Origin of the sequence: Nonomuraea sp. NPDC049141 (genome assembly GCF_040648415.1) — a bacterium.
Classification (GTDB): Bacteria; Actinomycetota; Actinomycetes; order Streptosporangiales; family Streptosporangiaceae; genus Nonomuraea.
Window position 1 is genome coordinate 123,377 of record NZ_JBEZDR010000022.1, and the last position, 16,816, is coordinate 140,192.

Sequence of the window (16,816 nt, forward strand, 5' to 3'; positions counted from 1 at the left end):
GCTGCGGGTTTGTTTTAAAAAACTGAACCAGCGGGGGGGGGCGGCCCGCCCGCCTGAGCGCGCTCAGGCGGGCGGACCGGGGGATCAACCCGTCCGTACGGCTACGGACTCGTTGAGGCGCAGGGCCAGCGCGGGACACATGTCCACGGCTCGGCGAGCGTCTTTCGCCATCCAGCCCGGCACGGTCTTGAAGGAGGGGAAGCCGTATTCGTCCAGCTCCACGAATTCCGGCAGGAGATGCGCGCACAGGCCGTGGCCCTGGCAACGCGTCCAGTCCACCTCCACGCGGTACTCGGGCTGGTCCTCGTTCTCGGGGAGGGGCAGTACGCCGCGGCACGGCCGGCCGCACGAGCCGTACTCGAGGTGGAGCGCGATGTCGCTCTCGAAGGCGTCCAGGGAGGACAGGACGAACCTGGCCGTGCCGTCGGGGTGGAAGCAGGCGCCTCTGCGCTCGACGGCCCGTACGGTGCGTCGCACCGCGTCCGTGGACCCGGTGCCCTCGGCCAGCGCGAGCAGCGCCCGAGCCACGTCGGGCAGCCCGAGGCGGCACGGGCCGCACTGGCCCGACGACTGGGCGGCGAGGTAGGCCGCCACCCGGGTCGTCTCGCCGAGCGGGCAGGTCGAGTCGCCGAGCGGCACCACGATCCCGGCGCCCAGCTCGCCGCCCTTCGCCTTCATGCCCTCGCGCGAGATGACCGCTGTGAGGGCGTTCTCGTAGCTCATCCAGGCGCCGTGGTAGCCGCCCATGAGCACGCCGTCGCCGATCTCCGCCTCGCACATGTCGAGGACGTCGATCAGCGGGGTGCCCGTGGGCGCCTCCACGACGGCGGGGTTGGAGGCGCCGCCGCTCACGCTGAGCAGCACGGTGCCGGGCTCCTTGGCCGTGCCGTACTCGGCGTAGCCCTCGGGGCCGTACTCGGCGAGCAGAGCGAGCTGGGCGAACGTCTCCGTGTTCGACAGGAGCGTCGGCAGGCCGTCCACGCCGCTCTCGGCGGCGCGCTTCTTACGGCCGTTGGGGATGGCCTCCCCGCCGTTCACACCGCGCACCAGGGCGCCGCCCTCGCCCGAGATGAAGCGCTCCTCAAGGGCGACCACCCGGATCCGCACGTGGCTCTCCGAGCCGCCCGCCACGTTGGCGGCGCGCCGCTCGGCCACGGCGGCGGAGACCGACGCCTCGGCCACCTCGCCGCCGGACCCGATCGCCACGACGACCTCACGCGCGTGCAGGGCCTCAGCGGCGAGGACCGCGCCGTCGAGCACGAGGTGGGGGTTGCGGATGAGCATCATGGTGTCCTTGAAGCTGGCCGGCTCGCCCTCCGAGCCGTTCACCAGCACGACACTCTCGCGTGCCCCGGCGGCGTCGGCGACCGCGCGCATCTTGCGGCCGACCGGAAAGGCCGCTCCGCCCCTGCCGCGCATGTCGACCTCGTTCACCTGGGCGATCAGGGTCTCGATGTCACGCAACACCGGCTCGCCATGAAGCGTCCGGTGCGCGGGGAGATCGATTCGCCTCGTGTGCTCCAGCCCGGCGGTCAGGCGGGCCGGGCCCACGCGTAACACGCGTGGGACTCTTTGCGGGATCACTCTGGCGCCTCCTGGGCATTCCTGTGCGGTCTCATCCCGCCTCCCGGTACTTCCTACGCGCTGCGTCGAGGCTCACTGGCGCGTTGACATCCACCGGCCGTGCGACCGGCGACCTGTCGACCTCCGGCGTCTTCACCCATTCCGGCTGGAGGGCCGGTCTGAGAATCGTGGCCACCACCCGGACGAGCAGTGCCCCGCCGACGGCTGCCAGGCAGGCGATGTACGACCACGCCACCCAAGGCGCCGGCGTACGGCCCGCGGTCAGACCATGCATGATGGCCACGGGCCAGGACAGGTACGCGGTGGCGTGCAGCGTCCGCCATATCCATGGCCTGGACGTCACCGCGAACCGTCCTCGCATCATCCCCGACACAACGATGATCACCATCATGTCGAAGGCTACTGCGCCGAATCCCACATAGATACCGGCAATTGGGACCACTGTTGCGGCCAGCGGGGCATGGCCCAGACTGACCATAAGGGTGATGTGCGTGACCAGGTAGGCCATCCCGATCGCCGCTGTGGCCCGATGTGCCAGTTGCGCCCTGACCCTGTTCGACGGGGACAGGAAGACGCGTTCGGTGGTGAGCAGACCGAGCCCGACCGTCGCGCTCAGCAGCACCAGGGCGAACACGCCCGCGTAGAACTCGAGGAAAGCCACCCCTTGCCCGAGCCATGAGACCCCGCTGTCGGTCATGGTCAGGGCGAACCCTGCCAGGACCAACGCGGCGATCCCAGCGCTCACTCCGAGCCGGACGTACCTGGAGTCCAGCTTGCTCGGAGCGTGCCGGGGCAGTCTTTTGTGGAGCATCGATTCCCTCCATGGTCGTCGATTGAGGGTGCGACTCGGGAGGGCCGACCTACGTCAGCAACGACGCCCGCGGTTGATGCAGTTGACCACGAACGCCATGAGCTGATTCGACATCACGTTGGCGAAGTCGGCGTGATCGGTCACCGGGTTGTGCTTCTGCTCAGGGAACGAGTCCACGGCGAAGGACGGCCCCTGTGGAACCGAGTACGTCAGGGTCATGCGCAGCTGTGGGATGGCCTTGGTTCCCTGTGCACAGGCGCCACCCTGTCCCGGGAACACCACGTGGGTACGGTGGTTGGCGCTGTCGGTGTTCTGGCCGTCCCAGCAGCTTGGGAAGTCTAGGATACGGACGACTTGGCTGCCGCGTGGGCAGAGCGGATATTTGTTATTTGTGATGCGGTTCTGGAAGCCGGTACACGTCCACGCCGCGCGTGCGTTGGCGCCGCCGTTCGTGGCCGCCTTGGCGTCACCCATGATGAGCCGGAGGAACCTCGGCATCGCGGTCACCTTGGACGTCGCGTTGCCGCGGAACTGGAGGGTGACCTGGTTGGCCCGCAGGACCTGGCCGACGTTGCCGTCCGCGTCCTGGCTGTTGGCGTCCGACTTCCGGTCGCGGAGCACCGGCCAGAAGTAGGCCGACTTGTCGCCGAACCGGCAGGTGGTGCCGCCCGCGGCGAGGCTCTGGTCCGTCGAGAACCCGTTCGTCGTCAGGTTGCCCACGTAGTCGTGCAGGTGGTGCGCGCCGTTGCTCACGCCCGGTGCGACGATGAAGTTGTCCGGGTTGTTGTGCTTATTGCCGTTCGTCCCACAGGCTGAGACGAACGTGCCCCTGGAGCCGTTCCTGCCGATCTGGAAGTTGTCGAGCTGGCCGCGGCCGACCTGGCGGATGTCGACGAAGTCCTCGGGGAACGGGCCGAGGTCGGCGCATTCCTCTTCCTGACCCGTCCCGGTGGCCGAGGGGGTGGGCGACGCGGACTTGGTGGGCTGGTTGTTGTTGTTTCCGTTGCCCCTGCGCCGGAACTGCTGCGGCTGGTCCGTGGCGGTAGCGGTGTCCTGCGCGTCGGGGGCGGTGGTGTCCTGCGCGTTGTCCTGCCCGTTGTTGTCCTGCTGCCCGTTGTCCTGCTGCCCGTCGGGCGCCGGGGTCGGCGCGGCCAAGAGGGCACCGCCGCCCTGCTGCTGCTGGCCCTGGTCCTGCTGCTGGTCCTGCTGCTGTTGCTGACCCTGATCCTGCTGTTGCTGCTGGCCTTGGTCCTGTTGCTGACCCTGGTCCTGCTGCTGCTGGTCCTGGTTGTCGTTGTTCTGCTGCTGGTCCTGGTTGTCCGGGGCCTGCTGCTGCCGCTGTTGTTGCTGAGTCGGCGATTGAGACTGCTGGGCCTGCTCGTTGGCCGGATCGCAATGGTCCGCAATAGCGGGACCGACGCCGATCACGGCCGCGGACACCAGGCCGCCGGCCATTACGGCCAGAGCGGACACGGCTGCGGCCGCGCGTCTGGATCTCCTCATTATTGTCTCCTCGTTTCGACCGCCGTTGCGACGGATGGAACAGGTGAGGGCGTCGGGGGCTCGGGGAGCTCGCCGAAGTCCACCAAGCCGGTGCCTTCGAGCAGGGTCATGTGCTTCAGCACCACGGTGTTCGCCGTGTTGGCGAACTTCCGGATCTCCTCGTTGCGGGTCCCCGCCCGCACCGCTGCCACGACGGCGAAGACCTTGCCGTGCGCGGCTCGCAACAGGTTGGCGAAGTCCTTGTCGAAGGCGGGACCCTTCTCCGTGGACAGCTGGGCCATCCAGCTCTGCTGATCGGCGTTGGCCGTGTCAGGGATGGGCACGCCGAGTTTCGCGGCGAGCGCGCGAGTCGCCGCGTCCAGCTTGGTGTGATCTTCGACCAGGTGCCTCCCGGTCTCCTTCACGCTCTCGGACTCGGCGCGGGTCTGGGCCCATTGGCCAACGGGAATCTCCCAGAGGCCTGCCTGACGTACCTTTACCAGGAAGTCGCGATCCGCCGGCCCGATAGGACCGGCGGCCGACTGCGTGTACTGGGTGGCTCCCGCCGAGGTTCCTGAAGGCAGGACCAGCAGGATCGTGACCGTGGCAGCCACTGCGAAGCCGCCGAACATGAGCAGTTCGCCGCGCAAAAGCCTGTGCATGATCGGAGGTACGCGGGCCTTCGGGGACCGGTTCACCGATGAGTACGGAATAGTTAGAAATGACTGGAGTTATCGGAGTGGCTACCGCACTGATAACGAAGGTGTAAAGATGTGCCCCGTGCTAGGTCATCTCGCCGGCAGGTTAGAGAGTACGGATGCCGAAGCGGAAGAGCGCATTGCGGCGCTCTACCAGGAGTTCGGCGGCCCTCTGCTGCGCCACGTACGCAAGTCGACCGGGAACGATCTTCAATGGGCCGAAGACGTCGTTCAAGAGACGATCGTAAGAGCCTGGCGACACTCGGCAAGACTGCAATGGGAGCCCAGCCTCATCTGGGCATGGCTACTGACAGTAGCGCGCCGTATCGTGATCGACGGACGCCGGCGCAAGAGTGTTCGGCCACATGAGGTCGAGCCACCGGAAGTCGACATGCTGGCGGTGCCAGACGGCTCGGAGCGGGCGCTCTCGGCCATGGTGGTCAAGGACGCGCTGCAGAGCCTGTCCGACGAACACCGGGAAGTGATTGAGCAGACCTACCTTCGGGACCGTACGATAAGTGAAGCGGCGGAGATTCTGGGGATCCCGCCGGGCACGGTGAAGTCCAGGCTCTACTACGGGATCCGGGCTCTCCGTGTGCTTCTGCAGGACAAGGGGGTAGCCGGGTAATGCATGAAGGGGTGGCCGCCTACGTCCTCGGTGTCCTCGACGATGAGGAGATAGAGGAGTTCGAGCGCCACCTCGACACATGCGCACGGTGCCAGGCGGAGCTCCAGGACATGGCCGAGATTCCGGGCCGGCTCGACGAGCTGAGGGACCTGCCCGCCGCCTCCGAGGACGACCCGCCTATGTCGATGTCACGTTGACGTTCTTCCCCTTTTCGGGTGATATCGATACGGCGAGGCGCGTACGCCCGATCGATCAGATCGGGCGGCTTGGGGGAGGTGTTCGGTGGGCATCCATGGCGATGCGGCCGTCCCTCCTGACCGGAGATTCGGCGAGGAGGGCGGCCGGCTCTCCTATGGCGCCTATCTCCGCCTGCCCGAGCTGCTCGCTCAGCAGCAGCCTCAGTCCGAGGCTCCTGACGAGCTGCTGTTCATCACCATCCATCAGGTCTACGAGCTGTGGTTCAAACTGCTGCTGCACGAGCTGGAGGTCGGCAGGGACGCCATGTTCCATGGCGAGCTCTGGCAGGCCAGGCACGTGTTCAAGCGGGTCCACGCGGTGGAGCGGGTGCTGATCGAACAGGTAGAGGTCCTGGAGACGATGACGCCCCAGGACTTCCTGGAGTTCCGGGCCAAGCTGGCCCCGGCGAGCGGCTTCCAGTCCGTGCAGTTCCGCGAGCTGGAGTTCTTGTCGGGGCTGAAGGACGCCCGCTACCTCGGCCGGCTGAGAGACGCCAGCGACGCCGAACTCTCCAGGTTGCGCCGTCGGCTGGACGAGCCGTCGCTGTGGGATGCTTATCTCACCGCCCTTTCCCTGCGTGGCCTGCCGGTCTCCGACGACGAGATCATGGGCACGCTGCTGGCCGTGGCGAGGGACCGCGGGTCGCACGACGACCTGTGGCAACTGGCCGAAGACCTGATGACCCACGACGAGACCGCCGCCCAGTGGCGGACCCGTCACGTCCAGATGGTCGAACGGCAGATCGGCACCAAGTCCGGCACCGGCGGCTCGACGGGTGCCCCCTACCTGCGCGGTAGGACCCGCCTGCACTACTTCCCGCTGCTGTGGGAACTAAGGGCCTGGCTGTGACAAGCCATGGCGAACCCTCACAAAGGAGTGAGAGCGAAATGCCGCTCGACGAGGCCAAGGATGAGCTGCTCCAGCGAGCCGCGCAACGATGCGCGGTGAGCAGCGACCATGTGAGCCCCGAGGATGCGCTGTCCTTCTTGCGGATCTACTACCGGCACATCGCGCCGGAGGACCTGCTCGACCGTAGCCCCGTGGACGTGTACGGCCCGGCGATGTCGCAGAAGCAGCTGGCCGAGGTACGCCCCCAGGGCCGGGCCGTGGTCCGCGTCTACACCCCGACCCTGGAGGAGAACGGGTGGGACCCGGGGCACTCCGTGGTCGAGGTGGTCACCGACGACATGTCGTTCCTGGTCGACTCGGTGGAGATGGAGCTCGCCAGGCATGACATCAACACCTATCTGGTCGTCCACCCGCAGATGCGAGTACGCCGTGACATGACCGGCAAGATGCTCGGCCGTGGCCAGGAGGACGTCACCGGCCAGATGCTGGTCGAGTCCTGGATGCACTTCGAGATCGACCGGCAGTCCGACCCCGAGGTGCTCAGGCAGCTGGAGGCCGATCTTCAGCGGGTCCTGTCCGACGTTCGGCAGGCGGTCGAGGACTTCAGGAAGATGCGGGGGGTCGCCGTACAGATGGCGGAGGACCTGACGCTCAACCCGCCGCCGCTGGAGCCCGCCGAGGTCGAGGACAGCCTCGACCTGCTGCGCTGGCTCGCGGACGGGCACTTCACCTTCCTCGGCTACCGCGAGTACCGCCTGGAGCACACCGACGAGGGCGACGCGCTGCGCGCGCTGCCCGGCGCGGCGCTGGGCATCCTGCGTGACGACAAGGTCGGCTCGGAGAGCTTCTCCGTGCTCCCCGCCGAGGTACGGGCCAAGGCCCGCGAGAAGCAGCTGCTGATCATCACCAAGGCCAACTCCCGGGCGACCGTGCACCGCGCGGCCTACCTCGACTACATCGGGGTGAAGCTGTTCTCGCCGGAGGGCGAGGTGATCGGCGAGCGCCGCTTCCTCGGCCTGTTCACGCACGTGGCCTACAACGAGTCGATCTCCAGGATCCCGGTGCTCAGGCGCAAGCTCGCCGACGTGCTGGATCAGGCCGGGCTGGCCCCCGACAGCCACGACGGCAAGGACCTGATCGAGATCCTCGAGACGTTCCCGCGCGACGAGCTCTTCCAGACCTCGCTCGACCAGCTCCTGCCGATCGCGCTCGGCGTGCTGCGGCTGCGCGAGCGCAAGCAGGTCAAGCTGTTCCTGCGCCGCGACGACTACGGCCGCTACATCTCCTGCCTGATCTACCTGCCGCGCGACCGCTACACCACTCAGGTGCGCTACCGGATGCAGGAACTCCTGCTCAAGGCGCTGGGCGGCAAGACGCTCGACTACAGCGCGATGATCGGTGAGTCCGCCCTGGCGCGGCTGCACGTGGTCATCCGCGGCGAGCGCGGCAAGCAGCTACCGCCGCCGGCCGTCGACGTGGAGGAGCTGGAGGCGCGGCTGGCCGCGATCACCCGCTCGTGGGAGGACGACCTGGCCGCGGCGCTGTCGGAGCTGACCTCGGAGGAGGAGGCTCCCAGGCTGACCAGGCGCTACCAGGGTGCCTTCCCCGAGGGCTACAAGGCCGACTTCCCGCCGCAGATGGCCGTGGTGGACCTGCGCCGTCTGGAGCAGCTGGCCGGCTCCGACGAGAACGAGATCGGCCTCAACCTCTACGAGCCCTACGACGCCGGCGAGGGCGAGCGACGGCTGAAGATCTACAAGCTGGGCACGCCCATCTCGCTGTCGCGGGCGCTCCCGCTGATCCAGCGGCTCGGCGTCGAGGTCGTGGACGAGCGGCCGTACGAGATCGACAGGGACAACGACCCCGCCACCAAGAACGCCTGGATCTACGACTTCGGGCTGCGCTACACGCCGAACGACGAGGTCGACAGGAAGGACTTCAAGCGGCTCTTCCAGGACGGCCTCATCGCGCTGTGGAAGGGCGAGGTGCAGGCCGACAACTTCAACTCCCTCATCCTGCGCGCCGGGCTGACCTGGGAGCAGGTCGAGATCCTGCGCGTCTACGCCAAGTACCTGCGTCAGGCGGGCTCCGCCTTCTCCCAGCGCTACATGGAGCGCGTGCTGACGGGCAACGTGCGGCTGGCCCGGCTGCTGGTGCGTCTCTTCGAGGCGCGGCTCGACCCCCGGCGTGGCGACGACGTGCGGGCCGACCTGGCCGACGCGCTCCACGAGGAGATCCTGGGCGCGCTCGACGAGGTCGCCTCGCTGGACGAGGACCGGATCCTGCGGGCGTACCTGGAGATGATCCAGGCGACGCTGCGGACGAACTACTTCCAGACCGTGGACGGGCGGCGGAAGCCGTACATCTCGCTGAAGTTCGACCCGCAGGCGATCAGCGTGCTGCCGCTGCCGCGGCCGAAGTACGAGATCTTCGTGTACTCGGCCCGGGTCGAGGGTGTGCACCTGCGCTTCGGCAAGGTGGCCAGGGGCGGGCTGCGGTGGTCGGACCGGATGGAGGACTTCCGCACCGAGATCCTCGGCCTGGTCAAAGCCCAGATGGTGAAAAATACCGTTATTGTGCCGACTGGCTCCAAGGGCGGATTTGTCGTGAAACGTCCGCCTGTGGGCGGAGGGCGCGAAGAGCTGCTCGCCGAGGGCGTGGCGTGCTACCGGATGTTCATCTCCGGGCTGCTCGACATCACCGACAACCTGGTCGACGGCAAGGTCGTGCCCCCGCAGGACACGGTCAGGCACGACGGCGACGACACCTACCTGGTGGTCGCCGCCGACAAGGGCACCGCGACCTTCTCCGACATCGCCAACGGCGTGGCCAAGGAGTACGGCTTCTGGCTCGGCGACGCCTTCGCCTCCGGCGGCTCGATCGGCTACGACCACAAGGTGATGGGCATCACCGCGCGCGGCGCCTGGGAGTCGGTCAAGTACCACTTCCGCACGATCGGGACCGACGTGCAGACCACGGACTTCACCGTGGCCGGCATCGGCGACATGTCGGGCGACGTGTTCGGCAACGGCATGCTGCTGTCGCAGCACATCCGGCTGGTGGCCGCCTTCGACCACCGGCACATCTTCATCGACCCCAGCCCTGACACCGCCCGCAGTTTCGCCGAGCGGCAGCGGCTCTTCGCGCTGCCGCGCAGCTCCTGGGCGGACTACGACACCAAGCTCATCTCGGCGGGCGGCGGCGTCCATCCGCGCACGGCCAAGTCCATCCCGATCACGCCGCAGATCCGCGAGGCGCTCTCCATCCCCGCCGCGGTCACCTCGATGACGCCGAACGACCTGATCAGCGCGATCCTGCGGGCCCCCGTGGACCTGCTGTGGAACGGTGGCATCGGCACCTACGTCAAGGCGAGCACCGAGTCGAACGCCGATGTGGGCGACAAGGCCAACGACTCGCTCCGGGTCGACGCCGCCGAGCTGCGCTGCAAGGTCATCGGCGAGGGCGGCAACCTGGGCTTCACCCAGCTCGCCCGCATCGAGTTCGCGCGCGGCGGCGGGCTGGTCAACACCGACTTCATCGACAACTCGGCCGGGGTCGACACCTCCGACCACGAGGTGAACATCAAGATCCTGCTCGACCAGGTCGTCCGCGACGGCGAGCTGACCGACAAGCAGCGCAACCAGGTCTTCACCTCGATGACCGACGAGGTCGCCGACCTGGTGCTCCGCGACAACTACGCCCAGAACGTGGTGCTGGCCGCGACCCGCGCCCAGTCCGTCGAGATGCTCCACATCCACTCCCGCTACCTGCGGCGCCTGGAGCGTGACGGGCTGGTCAACCGGGAGCTGGAGTTCCTGCCCTCGGACAAGACGCTGGCCGAACGCCGCCAGGCCAAGCTGGGCCTGACGGCGCCCGAGTTCTCGGTGTTGCTGGCCTACACCAAGCTGGTGGCCGACGCCGAGCTGCTCGGCTCCGACCTGCCCGACGACCCGTACCTGGCCTCGTGGCTGGTGTCGTACTTCCCGTCGGCGCTGCGGGAACGCTTCCGGCCGTACATGGACGCCCACCCGCTGCGCCGCGAGATCATCACCACCTGCGTGGTGAACGAGCTGGTCAACTCGATGGGCACCACGTTCATGTTCCGCTTCAGCGAGGAGACCGGCGCCTCGACGCCTGACATCGTCCGCGCCTACCTCGTCGCCCGCGAGGTGTTCGACCTGTCCAGCTTCTACCGCGCGGTGGAGGCGCTGGACAACAAGGCCGACACGTCGATACAGATCGCGATGCTGCTGGAGGCCAGAAAGCTGGCCGAACGCGGCACGCGCTGGCTGCTCGGCAACCGCCGCCCGCCGCTCGACCTGGCCGGGTCGGTGAGCTTCTTCGTCAAGGGCGTCAACGGCCTGCTCGCCCACATCCCGAAGCTGCTCGCCGGGCCCGATCTGGCGGCCTTCGAGGAGCGCCGCGACTCGTTCGAGGCCCGCGGAGTGCCGACGGAGCTGGCCGAGCGGGTGGCGGCCATGGTGCCCGCCTATTCGACGTTCGACCTGGTGGAGATCTCCTCGCTCACGGGACGCCCGGTCAACGAGGTGGCGGAGGTGTACTTCGACCTCGCCGACCGCCTCCAGTTGGCCCGCCTCAGGGAGCGGGTGATCGCGCTGCCGCGCGACAACCGCTGGAACGCGATGGCACGGGCGGCGCTCAGGGACGACCTGTACGCGGCCCACGCCTCGCTGACGCGCGATGTGCTGGCCCACAGCACACCGGGACTGTCTCCGGAGGAGCGGCTGGCCCGCTGGACGGAGGCGAACTCGGCGGCGGTCCACCGATCCCGCCAGACACTCTCGGAAATCTGGGAAAGCGACAACTTCGACCTCGCCACGCTGTCCGTCGCTCTCCGCGCGATCCGCACCCTTGTTGCTTCCAGCAGCCTTCCCCACAGCGAGGCGTGACGTCGTTCCTTTCGGGCTGCCCGGGCTGGTCCTAGGTCACTTTTCGATCTTGTACGGCCAGCCCGGTGGGCCCCACCCGCCATATGTGGCTGGGGCCTGTCCAGGGGCACACTCCTCCGGTGGAGACGGCTGGGCGCCGTGACGTGCGTCTTCTTGGCCCCGGCCGTGGTCCTGCCGAGCCCGTGACGCGCAGGTGTCCCGCAGGCGTCGATGGAGGCGGCTGGGGGCATCCTTGGCCCCGGGCCGTGGCGTGCGGGTGCCGGTGGCGGTCGCTGAGCGTGACAGGCGGTCTAGGTCCCGGCCGTGGTTGGTCCCTGGTTCCTGGTTGGGTTAGTTCGTGCCTGTAAAGGCTTCCTTGTGGTCTTCTGCCCATTGGGCGAATGATCTGGGGTGTTTGCCGGTTAGCTTGGCAAAGGTGTTTGTTGTCGTTGCTGGAGTGTTTGTGGCGGCTACGGAGTGTTTAAGGAGCGATTCCACAATTTCTGGTGAGCCCCAGCGGGACAAGACTTGGCGGTGGGTTTCCAGGTCCTGTAGACGCCATTCGATCGGCCGGGCGATTGTCTGCGCGATTGTGTTCAGTTGGTCGCGCTGGGTGATGGAGTCGGGGCCGGTCAATTCGTAGACGGCGTTCTCATGGCCGTCTTCTGTCAGGGCCTTTAGTGCGATTTCTGCTATGTCGGCTTCGTGGATGGGGGCTGAGTGGGTGTCGGGGAACGGGTTGGTGACCCTGCCTTCGGCGCGGATCTCCGGTGCCCATTGGAGGGCGTTCGTGGCGAACGCGCCTGGGCGCAGGGCGGTCCAGGGGAGTCCCGAGGCGGTCACCGACTCTTCGGCCACGCCGTGCATGCGGGCGATCGCGTCCGTGGCCGTGGGGTCCGCCAGAGCGGCTGACAGGAGGACGACGTGGCGTACTCCGGCCTCGCGGGCCTGTGCCAGGAAGGCGTCCAGCCCTTGAGGGTCGGCGTAGAGGAACACCCGGTCGACACCGTCCAGCGCGAGTGCCGGATTGTCCGCCGCGACCACGTCCACACCTGTGGGCACCTGGGTGGCGGCGGGATCTTTGCCGGCGGCGCGGACCTGCTCGCCGGCCTCCAGGAGCTGCCGTATGAGGCTCTGGGCCACGTGTCCGCGGGCCCCGGTTACCAGAATCGTCATGCGGACATGCTGGTCCGGGGGCGTTCCGGGCGGGTAGGCACGGCCAGGGCTGGGACTCGCGGTACCAGGCCTGACCGGGCTGGGTCATCATGGTTGGGATGAACAGGGAGGAACTGGGCGGCTTTCTGCGTAGCCGGCGGGGCCGGATCCAGCCCGCCGAGGTGGGGCTGGCGCCCGGCCCGCGCCGGCAGACCCCCGGGCTGCGCCGCGAGGAGGTCGCGCTGCTGGCCGGCATCTCGGTCGACTACTACATCAGGCTGGAACAGGGCCGCGGCCCGCACCCGTCGGACCAGGTCCTCAACGCGCTCGGCCGGGCCCTGCGGTTGACGGGGGACGAGCACGACTACCTGCTCCGGCTGGCCGACCAGTCCCCGGCCCGCGCCGAGCCCGCACGCGAGGTGCCCCCCAACGTCCTGCGCCTGCTGGACCGGCTCACCGACGTCCCGGCCATGGTGATCAACGCCGGTTACGACGTCCTCGCCTGGAACCGCATGCTGGTCGCCCTGATCGGCGACCTGTCGGAGGTGCCACCCTGGCAACGCAACACGTTGCGCTGGCTCTTCGGCAACCCGGCCCCGACGCCCGACAAGCTCCAGCTCGCCCGCCAGTGCGTGGCCGACCTCCGAGCCACCGGCCGCTACCCGGCGGACGCGAACATCAGAGCCCTGGTCGACGAGCTGAGAGAGAGCAGTCCCCTGTTCGCCGGCTTGTGGGCGGCCCGCGACATCGAAATCCAGCGAACACTGACGAAGCACATGACCCACCCCGTCGCCGGCCCGATGGAACTGGACTGCGACTTCCTCCCCATAGCCGGCGCGGACCAACGCCTGGTCCTCTACACAGCCGCCCCCGGCACGCCTTCCCACAAGGCCCTCCAGCGCCTGCGAGCCTCCGGCGCTTAGGCGGGCTCGATAGACCGCTGCGGGGACGACGAGCAGCCGCCCAGCCATCCCTACCGGCGCCTGGGGGACACCTGGGCGTCATGTGCTGGGTGGCACACGGCGGGGGCGAAGGGTGGTCGCCCAGCACCGGCGCCGGGACACCCAGGCGGCCGCGGGCTCGGTAGACGACGGCCGGGGTCAAGAAGACGCACGTCACGGCGCTCAGCCGTCTCCACCGGAGAAGCGTGCCCCTGGACAGGCCCCAGCCACGTATGGCGGGTGGGGCCCACCGGGCTGGCCGTAAAGGAAAAAGGGGGGTTTACGGATCTCCGCCAACAGCTTTGGTGAGGGAGCCGATGTGGGCGATGATCGCAGCAGGGGTCGGGGTGCCGGAGGGAGGAACCAGGGTGGCGTACTGGTTGATCTCTGTGGTTTTCAGGAAGCGCCGCGCCTTGTCGTTGTGGTACAGCCAGCGGGCCGCCTCAGGCACCGGGACGAAGTCGGCCTTGTCCGTCTCCACCGTGGTCGTCGTCGTGCGCGTCATGGCGTACTGGATCACCGCCCCGCCGCCCACCATGCGCAGCGCGTAGACCGGGTAGTCGCCCGCGCTGAAGATCGAGTCGTAGCTGAAGCCGCCGATCTTCGCCCGCTCCCGATCGGTGGTGATCTGCTCCGCCACGTCCGTCGTGTAGGGGCCGCGTTCGAGCAGGCCGGCCGCCACGCCCGTCTCGCCCGCCTCCGCCACCGTGGCGTGCAGCGGGCCCATGAACTGCGGGCTGATCGTGACGCTCTTGTCGTCGGGCGCGAGCGCCGTCGCGTAGCCTTCCGCGTCGAGCTGGATGTGCGGTGGGTCCTGCCCCGGCAGCAGCTGCGTCGCCGAGCTGAGCCGCCAGTCGTCGGCCCTGGCGAACGTCAGCAGCGTCGGATGGCCGTTGCGCGTGGTCAGCACCGTGAACCAGGGCGCCCCCTCGTCCTGCTTGAACCGTGGCACGAACAGCGTCGGCGTGCCCCACGTGTAGCGGGGCGGGCGGTTGCTCGTCGACAGGAAATCGGCCGAGGTGAGCTGCGCCTCCGCGTCGCGGGTCAGCTCCATCGCCAGCCGCAGGTCGCCGCCGGCCCGCAGCAGGTCGTCGGTGGCGGTGAAGGTGGTGAACACCTTGGCCGCCTCGACCGGCGTGATCAGCGGAGTGGTCGCCGAGGGCGACGGGGTCACGGGTGCGGACGTGGTCGCCGCCACCTGACTGGGCGTGGGCGGGGACGCGGCCGAGCAGCCGACCGCCGCGGCCAGCAGGCCGGCGGCGAGCGCCAGCACCCTCCGCCGACCGAAACTACGCACGTGGCCATGTTATTCGGGCCTGCGAGGGTCGCGTACCCTTGGGAGGCGTGGCAGGTATCGATCCAGCAGAAGAGATCAACGAGCTCGCGGGCACCCTGCGGAGCATCCAGGACGTGCTCGACCTCGGCGCCATGCGCAAGCAGATCGCGGAGCTGGAGGACCAGGTCGCCGCGCCCGACCTGTGGGACGACCCCGAGCAGGCGCAGAAGGTCACCAGCAAGCTCTCGCACCTACAGGGCGAGCTCAACCGCGTCGAAGGGCTGGTCCGCCGCCTCGACGACCTGAGCGTCCTCTACGAGCTGGCCGCCGAGGAGAGCGACGAGGACACCAGGACCGAGGCCGACAAGGAGCTGGGCGCGCTCCGGTCCGACATCGGCGCGCTGGAGGTCCGCACCCTCCTGTCCGGCCCCTACGACGGGCGCGAGGCACTGCTCACCATCAACTCGCAGGCCGGCGGCGTCGACGCCGCCGACTGGGCGGAGATGCTGCTGCGCATGTACCTCCGCTGGGCCGAGCGCAAGGGCTATCCGACCGAGGTCTACGACACCTCCTACGCGGAGGAGGCCGGCATCAAGTCGGCCACGTTCGTGATCAAGGCCCCCTACGCGTACGGCACGCTCCGTGGCGAGCACGGCACCCACCGTCTGGTCCGCATCAGCCCGTTCGACAACCAGGGCCGCCGTCAGACCTCGTTCGCCGGGGTCGACATCGTGCCGGTCGTCGAGCAGACCGACCACATCGACATCAACGAGGACGAGCTCCGCATCGACGTCTATCGCTCGTCGGGACCTGGCGGCCAGGGCGTCAACACGACCGACTCCGCGGTCCGCATCACCCACCTGCCGAGCGGCATCGTGGTCTCCTGCCAGAACGAGCGCTCGCAGCTCCAGAACCGCGCCTCGGCGATGAACGTGCTGCAGGCCAAGCTGCTGGAGCGCAAGCGGCAGGAGGAGGCGGAGCGCATGTCCGAGCTGCGGGGCGCCTCGACCACGTCGTGGGGGACCCAGATCCGCAACTACGTGCTGCACCCCTACCAGATCGTGAAGGATCTACGCACGGGCACGGAGGCGGGCAACCCGACCGCCGTTCTCGACGGCGACATCGATGAGTTCATCGAGTCCGAGATCCGCTGGATGCGCAGGCAGGAATCAGACCCCAGCTAGGTGCTTGAGCACCAGGGCCAGGAAGAGCAGCACGACCAGCAGAAAGACGATCAGGGCAGGTGACAGCCCGGCGAAGCCGTGGTTGTGCATCCGCTCGCGGTTGGCACGGCACAGGGGGCAGCGGCCCTCGATGACAGGGTGGGCGCACTGCGCGCATACGAGATGTTGGCAACTCATGTCAGCCCCAAGTCTAGCCGCACAATCGTTTTGTTTCCGTTATGGACGTTCCATGCCAGTCTTCCCCCTAGACTGTCCTCTGGCCAATCGGAACGTCGATCATCAGTAAAGAAAGACGTCCCCGATAGGCGTGTGGCGGGAAGTGGGCATGTGCCACCCTCGCTTCCGTCCTGACCCCTAGACTGGCATGCCGTGATGCTCTCGTGATCCATTTCGATAATGTCACCAAGGTCTACACGAACCAGAACCGGCCTGCTCTCGACCATGTCTCCGTTGACGTGGACAAGGGCGAGTTCGTGTTCCTCGTCGGTCCTTCGGGATCAGGCAAGTCCACGTTCCTGCGCCTGGTCTTGAAGGAGGAGCGGCCCAACTCCGGTGCGATCCACGTCGCCGGCAAGGATCTGGCCCGCCTGTCCAACTTCAAGGTGCCGCACCTGCGCCGCCGCATCGGCTGCGTGTTCCAGGACTTCAGGCTGCTCCCGAACAAGAACGTCTACGAGAACGTGGCGTTCGCGCTCGAGGTCATCGGTAAGCCACGGCGGTTCATCCGCAAGGTGGTGCCCGAGGTCATCGAGCTGGTCGGCCTGGAAGGTAAGGCCCACCGGATGCCCGACGAGCTGTCAGGCGGCGAGCAGCAGCGCGTCGCCATGGCCCGCGCCTTCGTCAACCGGCCCATGATCCTGCTGGCCGACGAGCCGACGGGCAACATCGACCCCGCGACGAGCATCGGCATCATGAAGGTGCTCGACCGGATCAACAGGACTGGCACTACGGTCGTCATGGCCACGCACGATGCGGCCATCGTCGACTCCATGCGCAAGCGCGTCGTGGAGCTGGAGGACGGCAAGATCGTCCGCGACCAGTCGCGTGGCGTTTACGGCCAGGCGTACTGACAGGGAGCGGTA

Annotated in this window: 14 protein-coding genes; 7 read left to right on the plus strand and 7 right to left on the minus strand. The window is 68.0% G+C overall.

Annotation, left to right across the window (positions count from 1 at the left end; translation table 11 throughout):
* Window positions 1-84 precede the first annotated feature (84 nt).
* Genes AB0B91_RS47840 through AB0B91_RS47855 form a run of 4 tightly spaced genes read right to left on the minus strand, consistent with a single transcriptional unit; the run spans window position 85 to window position 4,539 of the window.
* The gene (locus AB0B91_RS47840) at window positions 85-1,560 is read right to left on the minus strand and encodes a ferredoxin (protein WP_358335864.1); all 1,476 of its coding nucleotides are present in this window, start codon (window positions 1,558-1,560) and stop codon (window positions 85-87) included.
* Between the two features lie 55 nt (window positions 1,561-1,615).
* Window positions 1,616-2,395: a hypothetical protein gene (locus AB0B91_RS47845; RefSeq protein WP_358335867.1), complete on the minus strand. Its 780-nt coding sequence runs from the start codon at window positions 2,393-2,395 to the stop codon at window positions 1,616-1,618.
* Between the two features lie 54 nt (window positions 2,396-2,449).
* Window positions 2,450-3,898, minus strand: coding sequence for a DUF1996 domain-containing protein (locus AB0B91_RS47850; protein ID WP_358335869.1), 1,449 nt, complete (start codon window positions 3,896-3,898; stop codon window positions 2,450-2,452).
* Window positions 3,898-4,539 carry a DUF4142 domain-containing protein gene (locus AB0B91_RS47855; protein ID WP_358335872.1) on the minus strand — a complete coding sequence of 214 codons (642 nt, stop codon included), beginning with the start codon at window positions 4,537-4,539 and terminating at the stop codon, window positions 3,898-3,900. Before AB0B91_RS47855 ends, AB0B91_RS47850 begins: the two co-directional genes overlap by 1 nt.
* A 109-nt stretch (window positions 4,540-4,648) precedes the next feature.
* On the opposite strand from AB0B91_RS47855, the gene AB0B91_RS47860 reads away from it, so the two are divergent.
* The 4 genes from AB0B91_RS47860 to AB0B91_RS47875 all read left to right on the plus strand — a co-directional run bounded on the left by AB0B91_RS47860 (window position 4,649) and on the right by AB0B91_RS47875 (window position 11,199).
* Entirely contained in the window at window positions 4,649-5,203 is a 555-nt protein-coding gene (locus AB0B91_RS47860) for a sigma-70 family RNA polymerase sigma factor (protein ID WP_358335875.1), read from the plus strand.
* Window positions 5,203-5,400: a zf-HC2 domain-containing protein gene (locus AB0B91_RS47865; protein WP_358335878.1), complete on the plus strand. Its 198-nt coding sequence runs from the start codon at window positions 5,203-5,205 to the stop codon at window positions 5,398-5,400. The genes AB0B91_RS47860 and AB0B91_RS47865 overlap by 1 nt, the downstream gene beginning before the upstream one ends.
* Window positions 5,401-5,485: 85 nt before the next feature.
* Window positions 5,486-6,289 carry a tryptophan 2,3-dioxygenase family protein gene (locus tag AB0B91_RS47870; RefSeq protein ID WP_358335881.1) on the plus strand — a complete coding sequence of 268 codons (804 nt, stop codon included), beginning with the start codon at window positions 5,486-5,488 and terminating at the stop codon, window positions 6,287-6,289.
* 38 nt (window positions 6,290-6,327) lie between these two features.
* Window positions 6,328-11,199: an NAD-glutamate dehydrogenase gene (locus AB0B91_RS47875; RefSeq protein ID WP_358335884.1), complete on the plus strand. Its 4,872-nt coding sequence runs from the start codon at window positions 6,328-6,330 to the stop codon at window positions 11,197-11,199.
* 330 nt (window positions 11,200-11,529) lie between these two features.
* Here the strand turns inward: AB0B91_RS47875 and AB0B91_RS47880 are convergent, their stop codons facing one another.
* Window positions 11,530-12,354: an NAD(P)H-binding protein gene (locus tag AB0B91_RS47880; RefSeq protein ID WP_358335887.1), complete on the minus strand. Its 825-nt coding sequence runs from the start codon at window positions 12,352-12,354 to the stop codon at window positions 11,530-11,532.
* 98 nt (window positions 12,355-12,452) lie between these two features.
* Between AB0B91_RS47880 and AB0B91_RS47885 the strand changes: the two genes are divergently transcribed.
* Window positions 12,453-13,256, plus strand: a complete 804-nt coding sequence (locus AB0B91_RS47885; protein WP_358335890.1) for a helix-turn-helix transcriptional regulator — start codon at window positions 12,453-12,455, stop codon at window positions 13,254-13,256.
* A 298-nt stretch (window positions 13,257-13,554) separates the two neighbouring features.
* Here AB0B91_RS47885 and AB0B91_RS47890 read toward each other — a convergent pair whose 3' ends face one another.
* On the minus strand, window positions 13,555-14,571 hold the full coding sequence (locus tag AB0B91_RS47890; RefSeq protein ID WP_358335893.1) for a hypothetical protein: 1,017 nt from the start codon (window positions 14,569-14,571) through the stop codon (window positions 13,555-13,557).
* A gap of 47 nt (window positions 14,572-14,618) precedes the next feature.
* Between AB0B91_RS47890 and prfB the strand changes: the two genes are divergently transcribed.
* Window positions 14,619-15,734: a peptide chain release factor 2 gene (gene prfB / locus AB0B91_RS47895; RefSeq protein ID WP_358335896.1), complete on the plus strand. Its 1,116-nt coding sequence runs from the start codon at window positions 14,619-14,621 to the stop codon at window positions 15,732-15,734.
* Here prfB and AB0B91_RS47900 read toward each other — a convergent pair.
* Complete coding sequence (locus AB0B91_RS47900; RefSeq protein WP_358335899.1) at window positions 15,720-15,911, minus strand: hypothetical protein; 192 nt, start codon at window positions 15,909-15,911, stop codon at window positions 15,720-15,722. The two genes, prfB and AB0B91_RS47900, sit on opposite strands and share 15 nt — an antisense overlap.
* Before the next feature lie 203 nt (window positions 15,912-16,114).
* On the opposite strand from AB0B91_RS47900, the gene ftsE reads away from it, so the two are divergent.
* On the plus strand, window positions 16,115-16,804 hold the full coding sequence (gene ftsE / locus AB0B91_RS47905; RefSeq protein WP_049564761.1) for a cell division ATP-binding protein FtsE: 690 nt from the start codon (window positions 16,115-16,117) through the stop codon (window positions 16,802-16,804).
* The last annotated feature ends 12 nt before the right edge of the window (window positions 16,805-16,816 follow it).

What these genes read in the sequence shown, in the direction of transcription:
- AB0B91_RS47845 (WP_358335867.1), bottom strand. Translation starts at nt 2,395, where the DNA reads ATGCTCCACAAAAGACTGCCCCGGCACGCTCCGAGCAAGCTGGACTCC.
- AB0B91_RS47850 (WP_358335869.1), bottom strand. Translation starts at nt 3,898, where the DNA reads ATGAGGAGATCCAGACGCGCGGCCGCAGCCGTGTCCGCTCTGGCCGTA.
- AB0B91_RS47855 (WP_358335872.1), bottom strand. Translation starts at nt 4,539, where the DNA reads ATGCACAGGCTTTTGCGCGGCGAACTGCTCATGTTCGGCGGCTTCGCA.
- AB0B91_RS47860 (WP_358335875.1), top strand. Translation starts at nt 4,649, where the DNA reads ATGTGCCCCGTGCTAGGTCATCTCGCCGGCAGGTTAGAGAGTACGGAT.
- AB0B91_RS47865 (WP_358335878.1), top strand. Translation starts at nt 5,203, where the DNA reads ATGCATGAAGGGGTGGCCGCCTACGTCCTCGGTGTCCTCGACGATGAG.
- AB0B91_RS47875 (WP_358335884.1), top strand. Translation starts at nt 6,328, where the DNA reads ATGCCGCTCGACGAGGCCAAGGATGAGCTGCTCCAGCGAGCCGCGCAA.
- AB0B91_RS47880 (WP_358335887.1), bottom strand. Translation starts at nt 12,354, where the DNA reads ATGACGATTCTGGTAACCGGGGCCCGCGGACACGTGGCCCAGAGCCTC.
- AB0B91_RS47885 (WP_358335890.1), top strand. Translation starts at nt 12,453, where the DNA reads ATGAACAGGGAGGAACTGGGCGGCTTTCTGCGTAGCCGGCGGGGCCGG.
- AB0B91_RS47900 (WP_358335899.1), bottom strand. Translation starts at nt 15,911, where the DNA reads ATGAGTTGCCAACATCTCGTATGCGCGCAGTGCGCCCACCCTGTCATC.